The sequence below is a fragment of the Neobacillus vireti genome (assembly GCF_036962465.1).
GTDB lineage: Bacteria > Bacillota > Bacilli > Bacillales > Cytobacillaceae > Neobacillus > Neobacillus vireti_B.
In genome coordinates this window covers 1-19,870 of sequence record NZ_JBALNF010000077.1, presented here as the reverse complement: position 1 = coordinate 19,870, position 19,870 = coordinate 1, and the positions used below count along the sequence as shown (strand labels likewise).

Here is a 19,870-nt window from a genome sequence, read left to right as displayed (position 1 = left end):
AATACCTTTCTTGAAGGAAACTCCGGTGCACTGCACCCTTGGTTTCCTTATTTTTTTGGAAGCCTTAAACACACTTAAAAAACCATTCCCTAGTGAATGGCTTTTTGAGCTACTTTCCGAACTTAAAAGGAATATCAAAATAAAAGATTAAGAAAAGGATGACAGGTAACGAGATCATATAAGCTCGGAAAGGTTTGTGCTGATGGAGGGCAATAACGGAGAACATCAAAATATCAAAGTAAAACGAATACCAAAACTTCCATCCGTTCTGATAAGAGATTCTTCCAAACATTAGTAAGATCCACTCCATAAAAATATAAATTCCAGACCAAACGATAATATAAAGCAGCCGCTTCATCCAGGTTTCCGGGAAATGGGAAAGATAGATCAAGATACTAATGGGCATGGTTATAATAGCATAAACTAAGACAACCATTTCATGTCCATATAAGAAATCAGGATGAAACTTCCATAAAGTATTTTCTTGGACAATATATTCATACATCATACCGCCAGTGGAAATAAAAAACATACTAGCATGGTAGTCTCTCCAGTTTTGCCAATCAGCCCACCTTAAGGAAGCCAAAATGGTTAGAATCGTAATAGCAAGATGCATTACCTTCTATCCTTTCCACTGCTTTTTACATAGTTTCCCTCTTTATCAAAATACCATACATGAGAATAGCAGGTTATTTCTCATACTAAATAATAAAATGGGAACATTAGTTATTATGACATAGGTGTCTGGAGGTAAAAATTTTGGAAAGAATTAACCCTTTAAGTGCCTCGGAAATCGGGACACTTTGGCTCACCTTTCAGGAAAAAACCATGATCCTTAGAATCTTAGAATATTTTATGGTGAAGAGTGATGACCAAGAGGCCAAGAATATAATGGGTGGTTTATGGCAGGAATTACACTTTTATGTGATTGAAATCAAATCCATTTTTGAAAAAGAAGGTATGGTCATTCCATTAGGATTTAGAAAAGAAGATGTAAACATGGAAGCGCCAAAACTATACGATAATGGATTTGATATTATGTTTCTTCGGATCCTCAAAGAGTTAAGTATGGGGTTATATACAATCAATATAAATATGGCCTATCGAAAAGATGTGATAGCAATTTATGAAGGACTCACTGCCGTCACTCAAAAGATTTATAAACTTTCTACTATTTATTTACTGAATAAAGGAATTTTAACTCTTCCGCCAAATATGACAATGCCTAAAACAGTTGAGTTTGTCAAAAGTGATCGATATATGAAAGGTTTCAAGCCTTTTGGCGATAAAAGATCATTAAGTGGCCTCGAAGTAGGAATCCTTCATCATGGAATTGAGACCAATAATGTAGGCATGCAGCTGATTACTGGGTTTGCCCAATGTGCTGAAAACAAAAAGGTCAGAAAATACTTTGTAAAAGGATTAGAACTTGCAAAAAAACAAATACAAACAATCGAAGAAATATTATTAGAAGCAAATGTTCACTTTTCTACAACTTCCGGCAGTATTGTAACCACTTCAACCGTTGCACCCTTTTCTGATAAAATGATGTTGTATTGTATATGCCTATTTAATGGATTTGGGCTAGTAGGCGGCAGCTTTGGAGCTATGTTTACTCTCCGAAACGATATATCCATGAAAATGTCATTGCTATCAAAAGATGTCTTTTTATATGGGCAAGAAGGACTTGAACTGATGATGAATAATGGATGGTTTGAGGAGCCGCCGCAAATGGAAGATCGACCACGAATTATGAATAGGTAATTGAGTTAGTGCACCATTTTTCGAACACAGTAAAGTACCCGTAGCGTTAATAATACGGGTACTAAATTTTTATCGAAGTCAGTTAGGTTTTGGGATGGGAATTTCTAACGTGTTTACCTTTGAACCATCTTTTGCTGAGTAAACATATAATTCGAGTTTAACATGATTCGATGCTACTAACCCTTTTTCAAACGATATTTCAAATTTTCCCCAAGCAGGTGCCCCGGCTGTTTGGTAATTATTTTCAAGCACCACTTTTTCTCCGTCATGAAGAGCATATTGAAAGACCCCTTCAAATACCTGAGCTTTTCCCGTGACGATGATTTTGTCCCCTGTCTCTTTTACTACTACCTCTTTAAATACGTTGTTTTCGTAGACGTTTGTCTCCGGTACAGGTGCAGTTGGTTGATCCGGTTCTTTTGTTCCATCTTTTTCTGGTGCAGCTGGTGCCTCTGGTCCTTTTGTACCCTCTTCTTCAGGTGTGGCTGGTTGTTCTGGATTTGTTGTTCCCTTTTGTACATGTGAAGTTGATTTTTCTTGATTAATCGTTTTATCTTGTTGGTGATTACATGCAGTTAAACCGAAAATAGCGATAAATGCAACTAATAAATGAGCGAGTTTTTTCAAATTTTAACCCCCTTTTTTTATTTTTATTCACAAAATCTTGGCAAATTGATAAGACATGTGAAAAATTATCATCTGTGGCTTCCCATTAATCCAAATGGAAAAATCCAATGAAAGATCATTGGATTGCAAAAAAATATGATGCTATTTATTTGTACATTTCATTTTCTAAAATAATAACTGGTTCCTCAAATGACTTACGCCCTACCTGCTTCGTGTTTTCAACCAGCCGAAAAATATTATCACAGCATTGTTTTGCTCCAATCACTAACAATGGGACACCAATAAAGTCGATTCTCAAACCTCTCGAAAAAAATCCTCCAAGCGACATTGGTAATGGAACGGTTGGAGAAGTATGGGAGAAAATTATTTTCTCATTAAAATGAAATTTGCCTTTAAGCATCAACGTCAGTTCTTTCATTGCCGGGACAGCAAGTTTATCCCGTTTGCATCCAATCGTATAAACCGAATTGCCCTCCTCATCCTCCCCATGATAAAGAAGCTTTCCAAAATCTTTTCTCGTAAGTTTATTAAAATATTTTACATTCAATATTTCATCTCTAGTTAGTTTTCTTTCCGATTGTGGTAATTGGTTTAAATGATAGGCCGCTGCCATAGAGGTTGTATGAGTTCCAGCGTAATCATGGTAAATAAATATCATAGGAATTCATCCTTTATTCCTTATATATATTTATTATGCGCATGTAAGCTAATTTTCATTCTACGGTGTAACTGTTTATCATTTTTTTGGGAGGTTTAAGTTAATTAAGTAACTCAAAAAAGCCCAAAAAGGGCTTTTAATTGGTCTGAAAATTAGTCGAATTTCTTAGAAACAGATTACTGCTCCAACGATGATTAATAAGATGAACAATACAACAATTAAAGCAAAACCACCGCCGCAGCCGAATCCTCCTCCGTAACCATAACCTCCACAACAACCACCGTAACCTCCAAAACCACCATAACCAAACATTTTGAGCCCTCCTTTAGGTATTTTCATTACAATCTATGTAAAGTAGATGAAAATGGGAAGGGCGTTTTCACTAGATTCAAATTAAGGACAAACTTGAAACTTACATCACCTGATTTTTTTAGGATTTATTTAATCAAAACCACTGTGTAACAGGGACACTCACACAAGAAAGCTGTTCACATATATATGATAGTATTCATTAAATCATAGGTAAGGGTATGGAGAGGTAGGTTCACATGTCCCCAAAAAATACATTTGATTATATTGTAATAGGTGCTGGAACCGCAGGTGGAGTAATTGCAAAAGAATTAACAGATGATAAATCAACATCTGTACTTGTCCTTGAAGAAGGAACCAATATGACAAAAGCGCTAAGCAGCCCTAGTGGTGGTACTGCAATAAACTTAGCTACTGATAATAAGTATTCCTTTAATATTCTATCTAAATTGGAACAATCGATCGGCCGTCAGCTTTTATTATCAGGCGGCAGAGTAATAGGCGGGAGTTCTGAGCACAACGCAATGCTTGCTGTTCGAGGAAGTCGTCATCTTTATGATGAATGGGCAAGTCTTTCAGGTCCTCAATGGAGTTATGAAAATATCCGTCAATTATTTCAAGAAAATGAAACATATATTGGCTGGACACAGAATCCTAAAGAAAGAGGAACCAATGGTCCCATCTTTATACGACAGCAAAAGATACCGAAAGCTGGTCTTACGACTATTTTAGCAAAAGCAACATCTGAAGTGTTAGGAATTCCCATTGTGGAGGATTATAATACGGGGATAAGAGATTGTACATTCTTTAAGTCCCAATTTACCCAAAAAGAATTGAATACAGGGAAATTCGTTCGTTCTTCTACTGCCACTGGTTATTTAAATAAACATATTGTTACCCCTGGGGATGAATGGAGCCCTGATGAGTTTGGAGTTGGTCAAAGAAGACTGGCAGTAATTGCAAAGTCTACCGTGAATAAAATTCTCTTTGAACAAGACAGACAAATTCAAATTGCTGTCGGGGTTGAATTTGTTAGAAACGGTAAATCACAAAGAGCCTTTGCAAGCAAAGGGATAATAGTCTCTGCGGGGAATTTCTCCTCTGTTATTTTACAACGATCAGGAATCGGAAGATCTTCAGATTTATCTAAAGCCGGAATATCAACAATAGTCGAAAGCCCAAATGTTGGATACAATTTTCATACACATTATGCTGTTGGTATGGGGGTGGAAGTGGAAACTACCCGCCTATTAATGGTCATGTCATCTGACCCTGATCAACCTATACCATTAGGTGCCTTTAAAAAAGACGATGAAGAAGGACGGAAGTCAGGGCGTCGCCTCCAATTATTAGGTAATGTATTCCCAAGATTTATTCCGGTTCAAGATGTTCAGATTAACAATTGGGATTTTAACGAAGATAAACCGAGTAATATCATGAGTATTGGAATTGTCGATCTAAAACCAAAAAGTAAAGGGACCATTTTGGCAGCACATAGCGACCCTGAAGCCTATCCCTCTGTTGACTTTAATCCCTTAGAGAACCCAGATGATTTAGATTTTATGGTTAACCATTATATTGAAACCTACAATGTAATAAAACGAGCACGATTATTGGATCCTGAGGGGATATACAGGGTGGTTTATCCTTCGGAAAATATATTTAATTTAAAAGATGAGCAAAAGAAACGAACCCTGCTTGCTAATTTTGCCAAGGCATCCTATAACGTCCTTAATCACTATGGAGGACAATGCAGGATGGGCAGGAATATCGATGAAGCAGTGGTAGATGGTTATTTAAATGTATTTGGGACCCAAAACCTAAAAGTTGCCGATCTTTCCATCTCCCCCATTTTACCTGATGGTAACACAGCCTTAGCAGCACAAATGATTGGTTTAAATGCTGTCAGATTTATTCGAGAACAACACTAAATTGAATATATACTGGATATTGGGTAACAACATACAAAAATCACATGTTTATTTTTCTAGTGATAAAAGCGTCGGTTAGTAATAACCAACGTTTTTTTTCTTTAATGTGAAATGTTTCTTCGTTTTCTATTTTTCATAAAATGACTCCCTTTAGTAAATTCTATAGGTGATTAATATTAAACATAAAAGGAGTTTTTCTTATGCAAATGAATCAGCCGCCAATTCCAAATCCACCGCGAGCCATCACGACTAAGGATCTTTTGTATTTAAAGGATGCAATGTCATGGGAACTGCTAACTTTTAAGAAATTTCACGCTATGGCACAGCAAGTACAAAATCCACAATTTAAAGAAGCACTTGACAATGCAGGGCAAATGCACCAAAAACACTTCCAAAAAATTCTAACTCATCTACAAGTTGATAATAATGCAGCCTTAGCAAGCTTACCTAATACACAACTACAGTAAACAAAATGGAGGAAACGTGATGCAAAATCAACAATCCCAACAAAACCAAAACAAAAATCAAATTGCCAATCCACAAACAGGTGAATTGCCAAAAGTAAAAAGTCCTGAAATGAATGATCGTGACTTTATTAATGATGCGTTGAGTACTTGCAAATATTTAACAGACAGCATGAACATTGCTGTCCGCGAAGCAAGCCATGAACAGCTGCATCAAGATTTACTGCAAATGCTTAATGAAACACACCAAAGCTGCCGTGAGCTTTATAACTTAATGTTCCAGCATGGCTGGTATAAGCTGGAGGCAGAAGAGCAGCAAAAAATTGACCAAGCCTATCAACAATTTAACAATTATTCTTCCCAATTCCCATACTAAAGAGAAAGCCTAGTGATCTAGGCTTTTTTGTTTCCCCGATCCACTGTCCCTCTTTCGCTGAAATTTAAGCTGCTAATAAAATAGCAGAATAATCTTTTTTTGCATAAATGAGTTATATTTTCAGAATTTTAATTATATTCATAAAACTAACTTGACTTTTCCAAATTAAATACGCTATATAATGTGTATACATCATCGGTATAAAACTTTTTCCTAAATAGTCCGCTTGTATTTCGGTAGATTGACTGTTTCCCTCATGAAATATTTTTAGAAGGAAGCCAAATCTTAGGTAAAGTGAGGTTATGTTATGTACAAAGCTTATTGCAGGACGTTTCAAGGGGTTATGAAAGCAACCTCCTCCTTTCTGCCCTGGCGGGAACCCGAGCTGTTAGAAGGCGAAAATAGTTTACGAAAACTGGCCAATCTCATTAAAAAACAAGGAATTGAGAGCGTTTTAATCGTCACCGATCAGGGAATTGTTTCAGTTGGACTGATGGATGAATTTCTGGAGGACCTGAAAAATGAAAAGATTTCATTCGTTATTTATGACAAAACAGTCCCAAATCCCACAATTGAAAATATTGAAGAAGCATTACAAATGTACTCGAAGCATAATTGTCAAGGGATTATCGCGTTTGGCGGTGGTTCCCCGATGGATTGTGCGAAGGGGGTAGGCGCTCGAGTTGCAAAGCCAAATAAATCACTTCCACAAATGAAAGGTGTATTAAAGATTTTAAAAAAGCTTCCTCCCCTCTTTGCGGTTCCTACCACAGCTGGTACAGGCAGTGAAGCCACACTCGCTGCCGTAGTCTCTAATAGCGAAACCCATGAAAAATATGCGATAATGGACCCATCCCTCATCCCGCATTTTGCTGTTTTAGATCCCTTGTTAACCGTCAAGCTCCCCCCTCCTATCACCGCAGCAACGGGAATTGATGCTTTGACACATGCAGTTGAAGCCTATATCGGGAGGAGTAATACGAAGAATACAACGCAATACAGTATTGAGGCGATTCAACTAATATTTAAAAATCTTGAGGAAGTTTATTTAAACGGGACTAATCTTACGGCACGCTCAAATATGCAAAAGGCAGCCTATTTAGCTGGTATGGCTTTTACTAGGGCGTATGTTGGTTATGTGCATGCCATTGCCCATACCTTAGGTGGATTCTATTCGGTTCCCCATGGGCTGGCAAATGCTATTATCTTACCCTATGTCCTAGAGTATTACGGTGAATCCGTCCACCTGCCTTTAGCCGAACTGGCTGAAATAGTCGGCATTGCCGATCCTGCTGACAGTACCAAACAAAATGCCGAAAAATTCATTGAGGAAATCAAACATTTAAATGACAGGTTGAATATCCCCAAAAAGGTCAGTGGCATTGTTGATCGAGATATTCCCCTTATGGTGGAACGGGCATTTGCCGAAGCAAATCCCCTTTATCCTGTCCCGCGAATTCTCTTTAGGGAAGACCTGTTCCAACTCTACCAATTGATAAAGGAATAGCATCTTTTCCTGGATACATTAAAGAAAGGTAGTTGAGAAATGGAGACTTATCGTTCTCTCATATCCAAGCAAAAATCATTTTTCAAAACGGAAAAAACCAAAAATATTTCCTTCCGACTTGAAGCCCTTCAGAAGTTACGCACTGCCATTAAAAAGAATGAACTAGTACTAATGGAGGCCTTAAGAAAGGACTTAAATAAATCAGAATTTGATGCGTATACCTCTGAAATTGGATTTGTTTTAGAGGAATTACGCTTTACGATTAAGCATCTAAGGTCATGGGCAGCACCTAAAAAGGTCAAAACACCCGTTACCCATATTGGTTCAACTAGTTATATCTATCCTGAACCATACGGTGTATCGTTAATCATCGCTCCCTGGAATTATCCGTTTCAATTGGCAGTTGCCCCGTTAATCGGTGCAATTGCCGCCGGAAATTGTGCGATAATCAAACCATCAGAACTGACGCCAAGAACTTCTGAAGTATTGGGAACACTGATACTGGATCTTTTCCCAGAGGAGTATATTGCCGTTGTCCAAGGCGGTGTTGAAACAAGTCAGGGTCTGCTGAATGAACAGCTCGATTATATTTTCTTTACAGGAAGTGTTCCGGTAGGAAAAATCATCATGGAAGCGGCTGCGAAACATTTAACGCCGGTAACATTAGAATTGGGTGGCAAAAGCCCTTGTATCGTCCATGAGGATGCCAATCTTAAGCTGGCTGCGAAACGCATTGCCTGGGGAAAGTTTACCAATGCCGGACAAACATGCATCGCCCCTGATTATTTGTACGTTCATAAAAAGGTTAAAGAACCATTCCTGCAGCTATTTAAGGATACAATAACAGAACTGTATGGAAAAGAACCGTTAAATAATCCGGATTTTACGCGGATTGTCAGTAAAAGACATTTTACAAGACTGACGTCTTTTTTAGATAATGGGCATTTATTTACGGGAGGAAATGTGGATCAAGATCGTTTAACCATTGAGCCTACGGTATTAACGGACATCAGTTGGGAAGATTCCATTATGCAGGATGAAATATTTGGGCCTCTCCTCCCTGTTCTGGAATTTGATGATTTATCGGAGGTAGTTGAGGGGATTCATCGTCATCCAAAACCACTTGCTCTCTATATTTTCACGGAAGATCATCACATTCAAGAAGAAGTGTTAAATAAAGTTTCCTTCGGCGGCGGTTGCGTCAATGATACCGTTTATCACTTTGTTTCGCCCTACCTTCCATTTGGAGGTGTCGGCACCAGCGGGATCGGAGCCTATCATGGCAAAGGAAATTTTGACACGTTCTCCCATCTAAAAAGCGTTCTTAAACAAACGACCAAGTTTGATATCCCGTTCCGCTATCCAAATGTGAAGAACGGACTAGAAAAAATCAAGTTATTTATGAAATAAGATAAACAGTCTGGCCTTAAGAATGGGTGGCCAGGCTGTTTGTTTTAGGCGGTTCCAAAACTCTCCTCATTTCAGTCAAATTGGGAAGTGGAATAAAAATCCCAGCACCTTTTAAAAGTACTGGGTTTGAGAAACAAAGACTTTATAAATCTTCAAGGATATTACTATTTTCAGTTTCGTGGTCAAAGGTTAGGACCTCTTCAACAGGTTGATAAGATTTTCCATAGAAGTGCTTGTCTTTATAAGTATGAATTAAGTTGTATGTTTTTTTCATCGCTTCAAATATCATTTCTTCAGACTCATGATTTGGTGCCCAATATAGTATCTCCATTTTATTAATCTGATTTGTTGCAAGTGATCTTCTTTCATATCCGATGGACTCTGCATGTTCAAATCCTACTCGCTTATAAAAACGAAGCCGCTTTTCAGTATCGCTGTCTTCATAGTTTACTGGTTCTACTTCGAGAATAATTGGCTTTCCCTTCCGCTTCATTTTTTCTAGTAGTTTATTACCAAGCCCTTGGCCGCGAGCATTTTTTGAAACGAAGAGATAATCGATAAATATAAAATTTTCAAGTTCTACATACATTAAAACATGATTGGGTCCCTCATCTTTATAATAGATTTCAGAACGCTCTTTAAGTAAAGTCTCCATATGCTCTTTTGATTTCATTTCTTCGATTGGAAAATATTGATTTAATTTTTCATACCAATGCATCGGCTACTCCTTTCCAAAATTGATGAATACATTAGGAAGTATTTGCTCTTCACTGAATCTCATACGGACGATACACATTCTAATGTATTTACCCTTTAAACTTAAAGCTCAAACTCCCATTCATCCTTAAGAATTAAGTAAAGAACTAGGAGATCATTTTCTAATTCAGTATTATTTTTTCCGTTCACGTCGATACCAGTCTTAGGCAGCAGCAAGCCAGCAATCTGGTTTGTCAGCTGAATTCGTTCGTCGAGGGGTAGCTGATCAAAGCGATTTGCATAGGTGCTGATTAACTTCCAGTCCTTAGCTGAAAAGGATTTTAAAGTCCATTCTTCCATTTCAAAATCCCTCACGTCGAGTCCTCTTAAATTGATTTCTTTTTCAATCGAAGTAAGCTTTTTTTTCTTTTTTGCCTTTCGTTCATGAACAACAATCGTGCCAGCGACCAGATCGCCTAGCCGTTTATGTTTGGAATGGAAAAAGATCATTAGGATACCGAGAAAATAGGCAGTTGGCAGCGAATCAATCAGACGAACAAGATTTCGAATAAAACTAGAAAGTAAGGTAATGCTATGCCCATTATCCTGAATGACACGGATTCCGACTATTTTTTTTCCAAGGGTGCGGCCTCCAGAAAAAAACTCAAAGAAAAAGAAGTAACCCCAATTTAGGACAAACAAGCCAATAACGACAACCGCGATTGGAAAAGAACTACTGGCAAGAAACAAAGGCATCTGTTCGATCCCATCCATAACAAAAAAAAGGGCCACTATGATCAGTATATTTACAAGCATTAACAGGACTTGGTCTATAATAAAGGCTGCTGCCCTGCTTCCTAACCCCGCAATCTGAAACTGAATGGCTACATACTCTGGTGTTTTAATATCTAAATGATCATCTTTCATCAAATTCCCCCCTTAAATCTTGTTGATTTTCTCTGTTATGGTTTCTATTTTCCTATTAATTTTCTATAATAAGGAGAAAAGTATAAAAATTTACATAGCTCCGTAAAAGAGGTGTCAAAGTGAATCTCAAGCAATTTGTAAAGATGCACCGTGAAGAATGGAAGCAATTGGAACAATACATTAGCCAATTAAGCAAACAAAAAAAGGACTATACAGATGAAACCATTACACAGTTTTATCGCTTATATCAAAAAGCAGCGCAAAATCTTTCATACAGTCAAACCTATTTTCCAAATGATGAGGTCACACCCTATTTAAACGGCCTTGTGTCGAAAGCACATAACCTCCTATACAAAGACCAGGTGTCGAGCATAAAACAGATTCGATATTTCTTTAGTACAAAATTTATTGGTTTATTGCTAGAGCAGTGGAAATTTGTCGCAGCGGCAATGATATTATTTTTAATAGGAGCAATTGGAAGCTTTCTTTCAGTTATGAATGATCCGCTCCATATTTATTCGATCCTTCCGCCGGAGATTTCACAAGGCATCGATCCCAGCAAACTCGGGAAGGGCACAAGTGCCGTGGATTCTTCGCTCATGTCAGCGAGTATTATGACGAATAATATTAAAGTAGGCATTTTTGCCTTCGCCGGAGGCATTACCTTTGGGCTCGTAACCGTTTATTTAATGGTTTACAACGGAATTATTATTGGAGCACTGGCCGCACTTTTTTGGCATCACGGCAAATCCTATGATTTTTGGGCCTATATTGTTCCTCATGGAATGATCGAACTTACAGCTATTTTTATCGCCGGAGGTGCTGGTCTTTTAATGGGCTATAAGCTCTTTGTTCCGGGACAATACACAAGAGGCTGGCAACTAAAGCGGCAGGCCAAACGGTCTGTTCAGCTGCTGCTTGGTACGATACCATTATTCGTGATTGCTGGTATTATTGAAGGCTTTATTACACCGGCAAAGATTTCGCTAGAAGCAAAATATATCGTCGCAGTGCTAACAGTTGCCGGCCTTATCCTCTATGTTTTAATAGGCAAATTAAAGCTAGCCAAAGCGCAGATTATAAAAGATTTTGATTCATAATCTCGATATAATGAGAGACAGCAGTGACCGCCAACTTTTCCTCACGGGCCTCAATCATCTGGAGGCCTTGTTTTTCCCATTTGTTCTTTTCCCGCTTTTTTATAAGCAATTGCTGCTGGGCAATACTTTTCACCATGGCTTGCTGGACTGTTTCAGGGACTTCGTTTACTCTCTTAAGTAAGGTTTGATCTTCTACCCCAATCATCAAAAACAAATGGCGCTGACGAAGCCGTTGTAAATAAGCCAAAGCACTTTCCTCGTGTAAAAAAGTTCGGACATCACTAAATAAAAGCAGCAGACTTCGTTTCTTTTGCACCGTCTCTAAATACCGAAAGACGGAGCTATAATTGGACTCAGCTGCGTCTACCTTTAGATTGTAAATGGCGTGTAAAATGGTCTGTAAGTGCGCCATTCCTTTAGCAGGGGGAACAAATACGTGGATTTCTTTTGAAAAAGCTAAAACAGAAACATAATCGCCTTTTTTTAACGCAGCTGCCGTAACAGTCAGGGCTGCTTCTAATGCCTTTTCCAGCCGATTTCCTTTTTTCAATTCGGCTCCCATCATTCGCCCGCAATCAATTAGAATCGTAACATATTTGCCATGCTCCGGTTCATAGTCATTGGTCATGACTTCCCGCAGTTTGGCCGTTTGGCGCCAGTTAATCTTCCGCGGATCATCACCGACTACAAACTCGCGTATTTTTGAAAAATCCCCTACACCACTTCGCTGTCTCCGGATGTGTAACCCTTCATACTTTAAAAAGCTTTGAGCATTTTCTAAGAATTGCTTTGTCTCGGTTAAATCAGGAATCACTTTCACCGATTCCGGTAAGGAAACGGTTGTTTGTTTTTCCCAGAAACCAAAACGGCTGCGATAGCGGAAATACAATTTTTGAACCTCATAGTCTCCTCGGACAGCAGCAGTGGAATGATAGGTAACCACTACAACAGAATTCTTTGGGATAGATCCCGTCAGTGGAAACGGCCTGTCAAAGGACTGCGGCAATCCGTCCAATAATCGATACATGATAGAATACGAAGAAGAATTACTAACCTCTATCTCGATCTGATAAGAGAGCCCTCTTTCCATTTCTTTAGGCAGCACCCGGGTAAAAGAGAGCTCCTGTTTAGAGGGTGTAAAAAGTAAGTCCACTAAACTAAGACATAGAATCAAGAGATTAATGGTAATGACATAAGCCCAAGACAAACCGATGATCGCACCTATCATGAAAACTAAAGTTAAAATCAAATAGAAGACCAATAGCCGTTTGGCAGGTAAGATTCCTCTATCTTGGAACAGGAACCGAGCCCACAAGCTCTTCAATGATTTGGTCAACGGTTACTCCCTCCAATTCTATATGTGGAGAGACTTGAATCCGGTGACGTAAGGCTGGTTTAGCAACCTTTTTAATATCATCTGGTGTTACGTAGTCCCTTCCTAATAGATACGCCCACGCCTGAGCGGCTTTACCGATCGAAATCCCTGCCCTTGTACTTGCCCCAAAGCGAATCGATTCTGCCTCACGTGTTTTTCTCACGATCTGTAATATATAGCCAAGCACCGTCTCACTCACCGTAACCTTTTCAATTTCCTTTCTTATTTCCATAAAGGTTCCGATATCCAGGATGGCGGAGAGCGGGTTTTCTGTAAAACTGTTTTCAATGACTAGCTTTAAGACATTCTTTTCCTCTTCAAAAGAAGGAAAATCAATATAAAGTTTAAATAAAAACCGGTCTTGCTGCGCTTCCGGAAGTGGATAGGTACCTTCAAATTCAATCGGGTTTTGGGTCGCTACCACGAAAAATACATCAGGCAATTGATAGGTTTCCCCTTGGATGGTCACCTGCTTTTCTTCCATCGCCTCTAAAAGGGCTGCTTGTGTCTTAGCAGGTGTTCGGTTGATTTCATCTGCTAACAGGATATTGGTAAAAATCGGACCCTTTAGGGTTTGAAACGTGCCTTCTTTCATATTAAAAATCATGCTGCCGGTAATATCACTTGGCAGTAAGTCCGGTGTAAACTGAATCCGATTAAATCTTCCACCAAGCAGATCGGCAAGCGTTCGGACCATCTGCGTTTTACCAGTGCCTGGCACTCCTTCCAACAGGACATGTCCACCAGAAAGGATGGCAGAAAGAAGGAGCCTAATATTAAGGCTCTGACCTAAGATCCGCTCCTCATATTTTTCAATGAAAGCTGTTAATTCTGTTTTCATGATTCAACCTCGTTTCGTAATTCCTCTAGTTTTCTTGACCATAAAAGGTATTCTTGTTTATTAATCTTTTCTTGGTTTAAAATTGCGGCTAAACCGTTAAGGAAAGCTTTCATTTCAGGTATAGATATTTTTAGCCATTTTCTTTCAACATAAGGGGTTAATTCCTGCCATTCCTTACTATAAGGAATATTCCAGCGTTCCTGCAGCAGCAGTTTAACATAATCTGCTTGAATCTGAAGTGAATCATGATAACGTCTGCCCTTTACATACCAGGCGGCAATTGCCTGGATCCCTTCATCGCTAAAGCGGACCCACTCTTCCCGTTCGCTTAGCAAAGGACCAAATCGTTTTCCCTTATACCACAACCAGAGCACTATGAAAAGGATTCCTTGGAAAAGAAAAACCAAGAACCAGATTGGATAAACGGTTAAGAGGCTAGGCTCGTTCTCACCAACATGTGTATACTCATCAAACAACAATGTGTTAGGATTTCCTTCGTTTAAAAGTTTAAAACTAAGGAGTAAATGATCTTTTTTCAATAGTTTAGAATTGGTCAACCACTCTGGGGTAATGGCAACAATAAGATGTCCCTTCCCTATGGTTCTCTTTACTGCAATTGGTCCAGCCTGATCAGACAGCAAGAGTTCATCGCTTTTCACCGGGCGGATTCGAACATCTGATTTCACTTCCGCTTTTTTTAATTTACCGTTCTGATCCTTAACCATAGTCGATAATACGTTTTGAGAAGGATCCTTTTCAATAAAATCCGCATCGATTGTAAACATCCCTTTTGGATTCGTTTGAAATAATAAAATCGTGTTTCCAGCCTTCATATAATCGACATAGGCCTGCATCAATTTTTTTTCTGGTGTAAAAGCTGGTTCAACCATTATAAGCATTTGGTTTTGGTCCCCATTTGGAAGTAACGCGGGCGAATGGTTCCAGCTCTTTACGTCTTTTTCCTTTTCTAAATATGTATATAATGCCTTCACCCCAGTAGGAGATGGTGAGGCGGTTACATAATTCGGGTATATTTTAGGTTTTGGTGTGAAGGAAAGATAACTCACTCCTATAAAGAGCAAGAAGAGTACGGCAAACCAAATCCATCCACGTCTTTTTGCCTGAATCATTGAATACTTTCCACCCCCCTGCCTCCCAGTATTTTGTTTATTTTGGTTTGGAATGGCTGATATTCTTCAGGGCCTACCTTATGTTCCCCATAGGCCACATCCTCAAAAAAGTGGGCAAGCTCATTAAATTGGTCAGCATTTTGCTGATTTACTATTTTTAGTTCCTCATAGTAATCCCAATTCGTTTTCCATATCCTTGCCTCCAGCCATGCCTTCTCATGATAAAAGAGCAGCATGGCTAAGAAAAGATGTCTGATTGATTCTGTATATTCACCGAGGGATTCAAGTTTCTCCGCTTCTTCCAAATGCTGCAGGTATGTCCAATTCCAATTCTTTAATGATTGAAGGGGCTTCTGTTTCCGCAGTAATCGATTTCTGCGTATATTACGGACGAGAATAAACGCTGCCCAAGCTAACAATAAAATCACGATTACAATAACAGCAATTAAAATAGCGCTTGATGCATTGCTGGCATTTTTAATAGACGGAAACAATTTATCCAGCTGTACGGCAATCCATTCTTTGGCCATTTCCCACCAGGTTTCGATTAACCCTTTAGACTGAGCGTTATAAACTTGATACTCCTGTTTTTTTAGAATCTCTTCAATATTGTCTCGTGCTTTGTTTGCATTTAACATCGCCATCACCTTTTAGGTATTTAGATAGACTGATAATCATCTATCAATTCCTTTAAATCCTCTGCACCGTTTCTTGTTTTTAAATCAAGATACATAATCCCATAGCCAACTGAGAAAATCATCGTTGTAAATAATGATACCAGATTTGTAATCAATCCCAATAATACACTGTCCCCTAAAAGTGCGCCAAAAGTCAATTGGACAGCAAAGCTTATAATGGAAACAATTAAGTAAAATACTATATAGAGGCCAAACAATACCCATGTTCTTTTCCGAGACAACCTCCAGCTCCTGCCAAAACCGGGTGAAACCTTATCAAGAACCACTGAGCCAAAATAGAAGCTCCAGCGCGTAATTAGCAGTCCTGCACCAATTGCAAACCCTATAAATAATAGAAGTCCGACCAAAATCCCTACAGCTGGATGGACAGCAGTTGCTAATGCAACGCCTGTAAAAGCCACCAACAAGATGGGAATCAAGAAAATCCCTACAACAATCAGGCCAAATAAAATCGAACTGCCAAGGATGGGCCAGAATCGGTGGAATGCTTCCTTAATGACAGAACTCACCGTATATTCTTCCTTTTTCTGAATATGCTGGATCGTAAATAAAATGGCCGCCTCGGCAACTGGAAATAGCAGAAAACTTAATAACCCAACGATAATTAAGCCAATATCAGCTCGCAAACTGCTAGAATCGAACGAGCCGGAATTGTCCAAATTCGAGAGTATTTGCTCATACCATTGCCCGCCACTCCCATTTTCCCGAAAAAAACTGGTCCCCGTGGCCATTTGAATGATGGCTTGAAGTAAATAAACAGGCCCCATAAAAACAATTAAAATCATAAAAAATTCCTTAAAGCGATTCTTACTCAAACTAAAGGTATGATCTAATATTTCTCCAAACCCTTTTGGTTTTGTAAATTTAGAATCCAATTTATTATCCTCCTAAAATTTGTTTATACCATATATTCTAACAAATCTTCAGAGTAAAAAGTTGTAAAAATAAACAAAAAATGGCCAAACTCCAAAATTGTAATCCAGTACTTAAAATCATGAATAAACCCGAGGAATTTGATTTCCTCGGGTCCATTTTTAAAGTTTATGAAGTAAAAGGATTTATTTTAAAAATTATCCATCTTCAGGGCACTGACACTTTCTTATTAGATTTTTGCAAACTCTTCGACAAGCTCCCCAAATCGTTTAAGCGCATTTTCGATTGGTGCTGGTGTAGTTAAATCAACTCCAGTCTTTTTTAACAGCTCAAGCGGATAATCGGAGCTGCCGCTTTTTAAGAATTCTAAATAAGAGTGGATGGTGTCTTGATCTCCATCCAAGATTTTTGTCGCCAAATGGATCGCAGAAGCAAAGCCTGTCGCGTACTTATACACATAAAATGGGCGGTAAAAGTGGGGAATTCTTGACCAGCCATATTTGACTTCTTCGTCAAAGACGATTTCTTCTCCATTGTATTCCCTAAACAACGTTTCATACGTTTGGTTAAATACTTCCACATTCAGAGGGATCCCCTTTTCGGCCATGTCATGTGTTTTCATCTCAAACTCAGCAAACATGACTTGTGTAAAAAAGGTTCCTTTGAATTGATCTATGAAATGATTGAGCAAATGATGGTGAATCTCAGGATTTTTTTCATTTTTTAATAAGTCGTTAATTAAGAGGACCTCGTTCACAGTCGAGGCTACTTCTGCCACAAAAATACTGTAACCGGCCGTAATTTGCGGCTGATACTGAGAGCTTAACTTGCTGTGAACACCGTGACCGCATTCGTGGACAAGGGTAAATAAACTATCTAAATCATCCTGGTGGTTTAAGAGAATATACGGGTGGACACCATACACACCTAAGTTATAGGCCCCGGACCGTTTTCCTGGTGTTTCACGGACATCAATATAACGGCCGTCCTTAAACTCCTTCAATATCGTTAAATAATCCTCACCTAACGGAGCGAGAGCCTTCAGCATGGTTTCAAAGGCATCCTCATAGGAAATCACTTGTTTTACCCCGCTGACCAGCGGAACGCTCATATCGTACTGTCGGATTTCATCGATATTTAATTTCTCTTTGCGTAACCTTGTATACTTGTGCATGGGCCCGATATTGTCTTTTGTTGCTTGAATCAGATTCTCATAAACTTCTCGCGGTACTTTATCACCAAATAGTGCTTTTTCAAGCGCGCTTGGATATTGACGAATTTTCGCTAAAGTTACGTTATTTTTGATGGCAGCGGAAAGGGTGGCGGCGATGGAATTCTTTAATTGTACATACGGTTGATAATATGCTTTGTATGCCTCTCTTCGCTTATCACGGTCTTCATCTTCAATTAATTTAGAATACATTCCACGTGTTAATTCTACCCGGTCACCATTTTCTGTCGTTACTTCTCCAAATTTAATATCGGCGTTATTAATCATTCCAAAGGTGTGACTTGGAACCGACAAGGCTTCCCCTAATTGAGATAGAATCTCTTCTTGGTCCTTACTTAAGACATGCTTTTTGTAACGAAACGAGTCAAGCAAGTCTTCCTCAAAGTATTTTAGTTTTTCCTCTTCTTTAATATAACCGGTTAATGTTTCTTCGTCTAAGTTCAGTAAAAATGGCATAAAAAAGGAAGTGGCCGCACTGATTTTGACACTAAGCTGCTTTGCCTTGTCTAAGTAAGACTGCGGGAGTGTTTCCCGTGTATTTTCGTCGACCTTCAACATCGCATAGGCATAGACTTTATTGAAATGGAAGGACAGCTCTTCTCTGTTTTTTAGGTATTCATATAAGGAATGGCCATCGTTTATTTTTCCATCAAATTGTTTTAGGCTGGCGCCAATGTTCTCTATTAATTGGTAATCTTGTTCCCATTTACTATTCGTTGGATAGATATCGTCTAAATTCCACTTTTCTTGGATGGGGACTTCATTTCTATTTTTATATGGCATCATGGGTAAACTCCCTTCAAGGTTTTCAGGTATATTTTGTTTTTTAATTAGAAAAGACTTCACAAGTATATTCCATATGTATCAACGATTATCCTTTTTTATGTTAAATTCAGTTTTATATAGCAAAAGCAGGCCATCATGATGACCTGCTTCCATTATTATTAGTTATGACTTAACACCATAAGTCGTTCATTTACTTCTTCTTCACTTAAACCATGTTCAGCAACATAGCGGTTTCGTGGGTGAACGCGGCATTCATGGGAACAGCTTCGTAAGTGCTTGTGTTCGTTTTCTTCTGAGCAAAGAATTTTTTTATTACATTCAGGGTTCGCGCAGTTTACGTAACGCTCACATGGCTCGCCAGAAAAATAATCCTTGCCGACAACGACATGCTCTTTGTGGTTAACTGGAACACTAATGCGCTCATCGAACACGTAAAGCTGCCCATCCCATAGGTCCCCTTGAACTTCTGGGTCTTTTCCGTAAGTGACAATTCCGCCTTCAAGCTGTGATACATCTTCAAATCCTTCTTTAAGAAGCCAGCCTGAGAATTTTTCACAACGTATCCCGCCTGTACAATAAGTAAGAATTTTTTTGCCTTCAAATTCTTGTTTATTCTCTCTAATCCAGTCTGGGAGATCGCGGAAGTTTAGAATATCCGGACGGACTGCTCCTCTGAAATGGCCAAGGTCATACTCGTAATCATTACGGGCATCGATCACAACTGTATCCTCTCTTTGCATGGCCTCGAAAAATTCTTTTGGTTTTAAATGCTTTCCAGTTACTTTATTCGGGTCAATATCATCTTCCAAACGCAAGGTAACAAGCTCTGAGCGATAACGAACCTTCATTTTTTTGAAAGCATGTTCTGATGCTTCATCCACTTTGAACCACGTTCCATTAAACAACGGATGCTCGTCCATGTATTTCATATAAGCATCTGTTTGTTCAATGGTGCCTGACACCGTACCATTGATTCCTTCAGCGGCAATAATAATCCGGCCTTTTAAGCCTAAGTCGTTACAAACTTGACGGTGCTCATTTGCGCATTCCTCAGAATTCTCAATTGTTACATATTTATAATAAAGTAGTACTCTATATTCTTGACTCATGATTAACCACCTTAAACCTTTAAAAATAATTATATTTACAACATTAACCTTATGATTA

20 protein-coding genes are annotated in these 19,870 nt (G+C 38.7%); 7 read left to right on the top strand and 13 right to left on the bottom strand.

Annotation, left to right across the window (positions count from 1 at the left end):
• Positions 1-109 precede the first annotated feature (109 nt).
• Positions 110-616: a CBO0543 family protein gene (locus V7077_RS25840; RefSeq protein WP_335507287.1), complete on the bottom strand. Its 507-nt coding sequence runs from the start codon at positions 614-616 to the stop codon at positions 110-112.
• Between the two features lie 143 nt (positions 617-759).
• Between V7077_RS25840 and V7077_RS25835 the strand changes: the two genes are divergently transcribed.
• Complete coding sequence (locus V7077_RS25835) at positions 760-1,764, top strand: DUF3231 family protein (protein ID WP_335507285.1); 1,005 nt, start codon at positions 760-762, stop codon at positions 1,762-1,764.
• 78 nt (positions 1,765-1,842) lie between these two features.
• On the opposite strand, the gene V7077_RS25830 is transcribed toward V7077_RS25835, so the two are convergent.
• The 3 genes from V7077_RS25830 to V7077_RS25820 all read right to left on the bottom strand — a co-directional run bounded on the left by V7077_RS25830 (position 1,843) and on the right by V7077_RS25820 (position 3,361).
• Entirely contained in the window at positions 1,843-2,391 is a 549-nt protein-coding gene (locus V7077_RS25830) for a Gmad2 immunoglobulin-like domain-containing protein (RefSeq protein WP_335507282.1), read from the bottom strand.
• Between the two features lie 145 nt (positions 2,392-2,536).
• Positions 2,537-3,049, bottom strand: coding sequence for a DUF3189 family protein (locus tag V7077_RS25825; protein ID WP_335507280.1), 513 nt, complete (start codon positions 3,047-3,049; stop codon positions 2,537-2,539).
• Positions 3,050-3,214: 165 nt separating this feature from the next.
• Complete coding sequence (locus V7077_RS25820) at positions 3,215-3,361, bottom strand: YjcZ family sporulation protein (RefSeq protein ID WP_215042236.1); 147 nt, start codon at positions 3,359-3,361, stop codon at positions 3,215-3,217.
• A 236-nt stretch (positions 3,362-3,597) separates the two neighbouring features.
• Here V7077_RS25820 and V7077_RS25815 point away from each other — a divergent pair, with 236 nt between their 5' ends.
• The 5 genes from V7077_RS25815 (at position 3,598) to V7077_RS25795 (ending at position 9,046) form a co-directional block, all read left to right on the top strand.
• Positions 3,598-5,289 (top strand): GMC family oxidoreductase, encoded by a 1,692-nt coding sequence (locus V7077_RS25815; protein ID WP_335507278.1) that lies wholly within the window; start codon positions 3,598-3,600, stop codon positions 5,287-5,289.
• Between the two features lie 200 nt (positions 5,290-5,489).
• Positions 5,490-5,756 (top strand): ferritin-like domain-containing protein, encoded by a 267-nt coding sequence (locus V7077_RS25810; RefSeq protein ID WP_335507276.1) that lies wholly within the window; start codon positions 5,490-5,492, stop codon positions 5,754-5,756.
• 19 nt (positions 5,757-5,775) lie between these two features.
• Positions 5,776-6,129 carry a spore coat protein gene (locus tag V7077_RS25805; protein ID WP_335507274.1) on the top strand — a complete coding sequence of 118 codons (354 nt, stop codon included), beginning with the start codon at positions 5,776-5,778 and terminating at the stop codon, positions 6,127-6,129.
• A gap of 307 nt (positions 6,130-6,436) precedes the next feature.
• On the top strand, positions 6,437-7,636 hold the full coding sequence (locus V7077_RS25800) for an iron-containing alcohol dehydrogenase (RefSeq protein WP_335507273.1): 1,200 nt from the start codon (positions 6,437-6,439) through the stop codon (positions 7,634-7,636).
• 39 nt (positions 7,637-7,675) lie between these two features.
• Positions 7,676-9,046 carry an aldehyde dehydrogenase gene (locus tag V7077_RS25795; RefSeq protein ID WP_335507271.1) on the top strand — a complete coding sequence of 457 codons (1,371 nt, stop codon included), beginning with the start codon at positions 7,676-7,678 and terminating at the stop codon, positions 9,044-9,046.
• 142 nt (positions 9,047-9,188) lie between these two features.
• Here the strand turns inward: V7077_RS25795 and V7077_RS25790 are convergent, their stop codons facing one another.
• Both V7077_RS25790 and V7077_RS25785 read right to left on the bottom strand, forming a co-directional pair.
• Complete coding sequence (locus tag V7077_RS25790) at positions 9,189-9,764, bottom strand: GNAT family N-acetyltransferase (protein WP_335507269.1); 576 nt, start codon at positions 9,762-9,764, stop codon at positions 9,189-9,191.
• Positions 9,765-9,865: 101 nt separating this feature from the next.
• Positions 9,866-10,669, bottom strand: a complete 804-nt coding sequence (locus V7077_RS25785) for an RDD family protein (RefSeq protein WP_335507267.1) — start codon at positions 10,667-10,669, stop codon at positions 9,866-9,868.
• Positions 10,670-10,788: 119 nt separating this feature from the next.
• On the opposite strand from V7077_RS25785, the gene V7077_RS25780 reads away from it, so the two are divergent.
• A complete protein-coding gene (locus V7077_RS25780) occupies positions 10,789-11,769 on the top strand; it encodes a stage II sporulation protein M (protein ID WP_335507265.1) in 981 nt (326 codons plus the stop codon).
• On the opposite strand, the gene V7077_RS25775 is transcribed toward V7077_RS25780, so the two are convergent.
• From V7077_RS25775 to trhO, 7 genes are all read right to left on the bottom strand, one after another.
• Complete coding sequence (locus V7077_RS25775) at positions 11,747-13,105, bottom strand: DUF58 domain-containing protein (RefSeq protein WP_335507263.1); 1,359 nt, start codon at positions 13,103-13,105, stop codon at positions 11,747-11,749. The genes V7077_RS25780 and V7077_RS25775 overlap by 23 nt on opposite strands.
• Positions 13,056-13,985: an AAA family ATPase gene (locus V7077_RS25770; protein WP_335507261.1), complete on the bottom strand. Its 930-nt coding sequence runs from the start codon at positions 13,983-13,985 to the stop codon at positions 13,056-13,058. Before V7077_RS25770 ends, V7077_RS25775 begins: the two co-directional genes overlap by 50 nt.
• Positions 13,982-15,115, bottom strand: coding sequence for a DUF4350 domain-containing protein (locus V7077_RS25765; RefSeq protein ID WP_335507259.1), 1,134 nt, complete (start codon positions 15,113-15,115; stop codon positions 13,982-13,984). Before V7077_RS25765 ends, V7077_RS25770 begins: the two co-directional genes overlap by 4 nt.
• Positions 15,112-15,753, bottom strand: a complete 642-nt coding sequence (locus V7077_RS25760) for a DUF4129 domain-containing protein (RefSeq protein WP_335507256.1) — start codon at positions 15,751-15,753, stop codon at positions 15,112-15,114. Before V7077_RS25760 ends, V7077_RS25765 begins: the two co-directional genes overlap by 4 nt.
• Positions 15,754-15,773: 20 nt before the next feature.
• Complete coding sequence (locus tag V7077_RS25755) at positions 15,774-16,688, bottom strand: hypothetical protein (RefSeq protein WP_335507254.1); 915 nt, start codon at positions 16,686-16,688, stop codon at positions 15,774-15,776.
• A 227-nt stretch (positions 16,689-16,915) separates the two neighbouring features.
• A complete protein-coding gene (gene pepF, locus V7077_RS25750) occupies positions 16,916-18,703 on the bottom strand; it encodes an oligoendopeptidase F (RefSeq protein WP_335507252.1) in 1,788 nt (595 codons plus the stop codon).
• A 158-nt stretch (positions 18,704-18,861) separates the two neighbouring features.
• On the bottom strand, positions 18,862-19,812 hold the full coding sequence (gene trhO / locus V7077_RS25745) for an oxygen-dependent tRNA uridine(34) hydroxylase TrhO (protein ID WP_335507250.1): 951 nt from the start codon (positions 19,810-19,812) through the stop codon (positions 18,862-18,864).
• Positions 19,813-19,870: the final 58 nt, after the last annotated feature.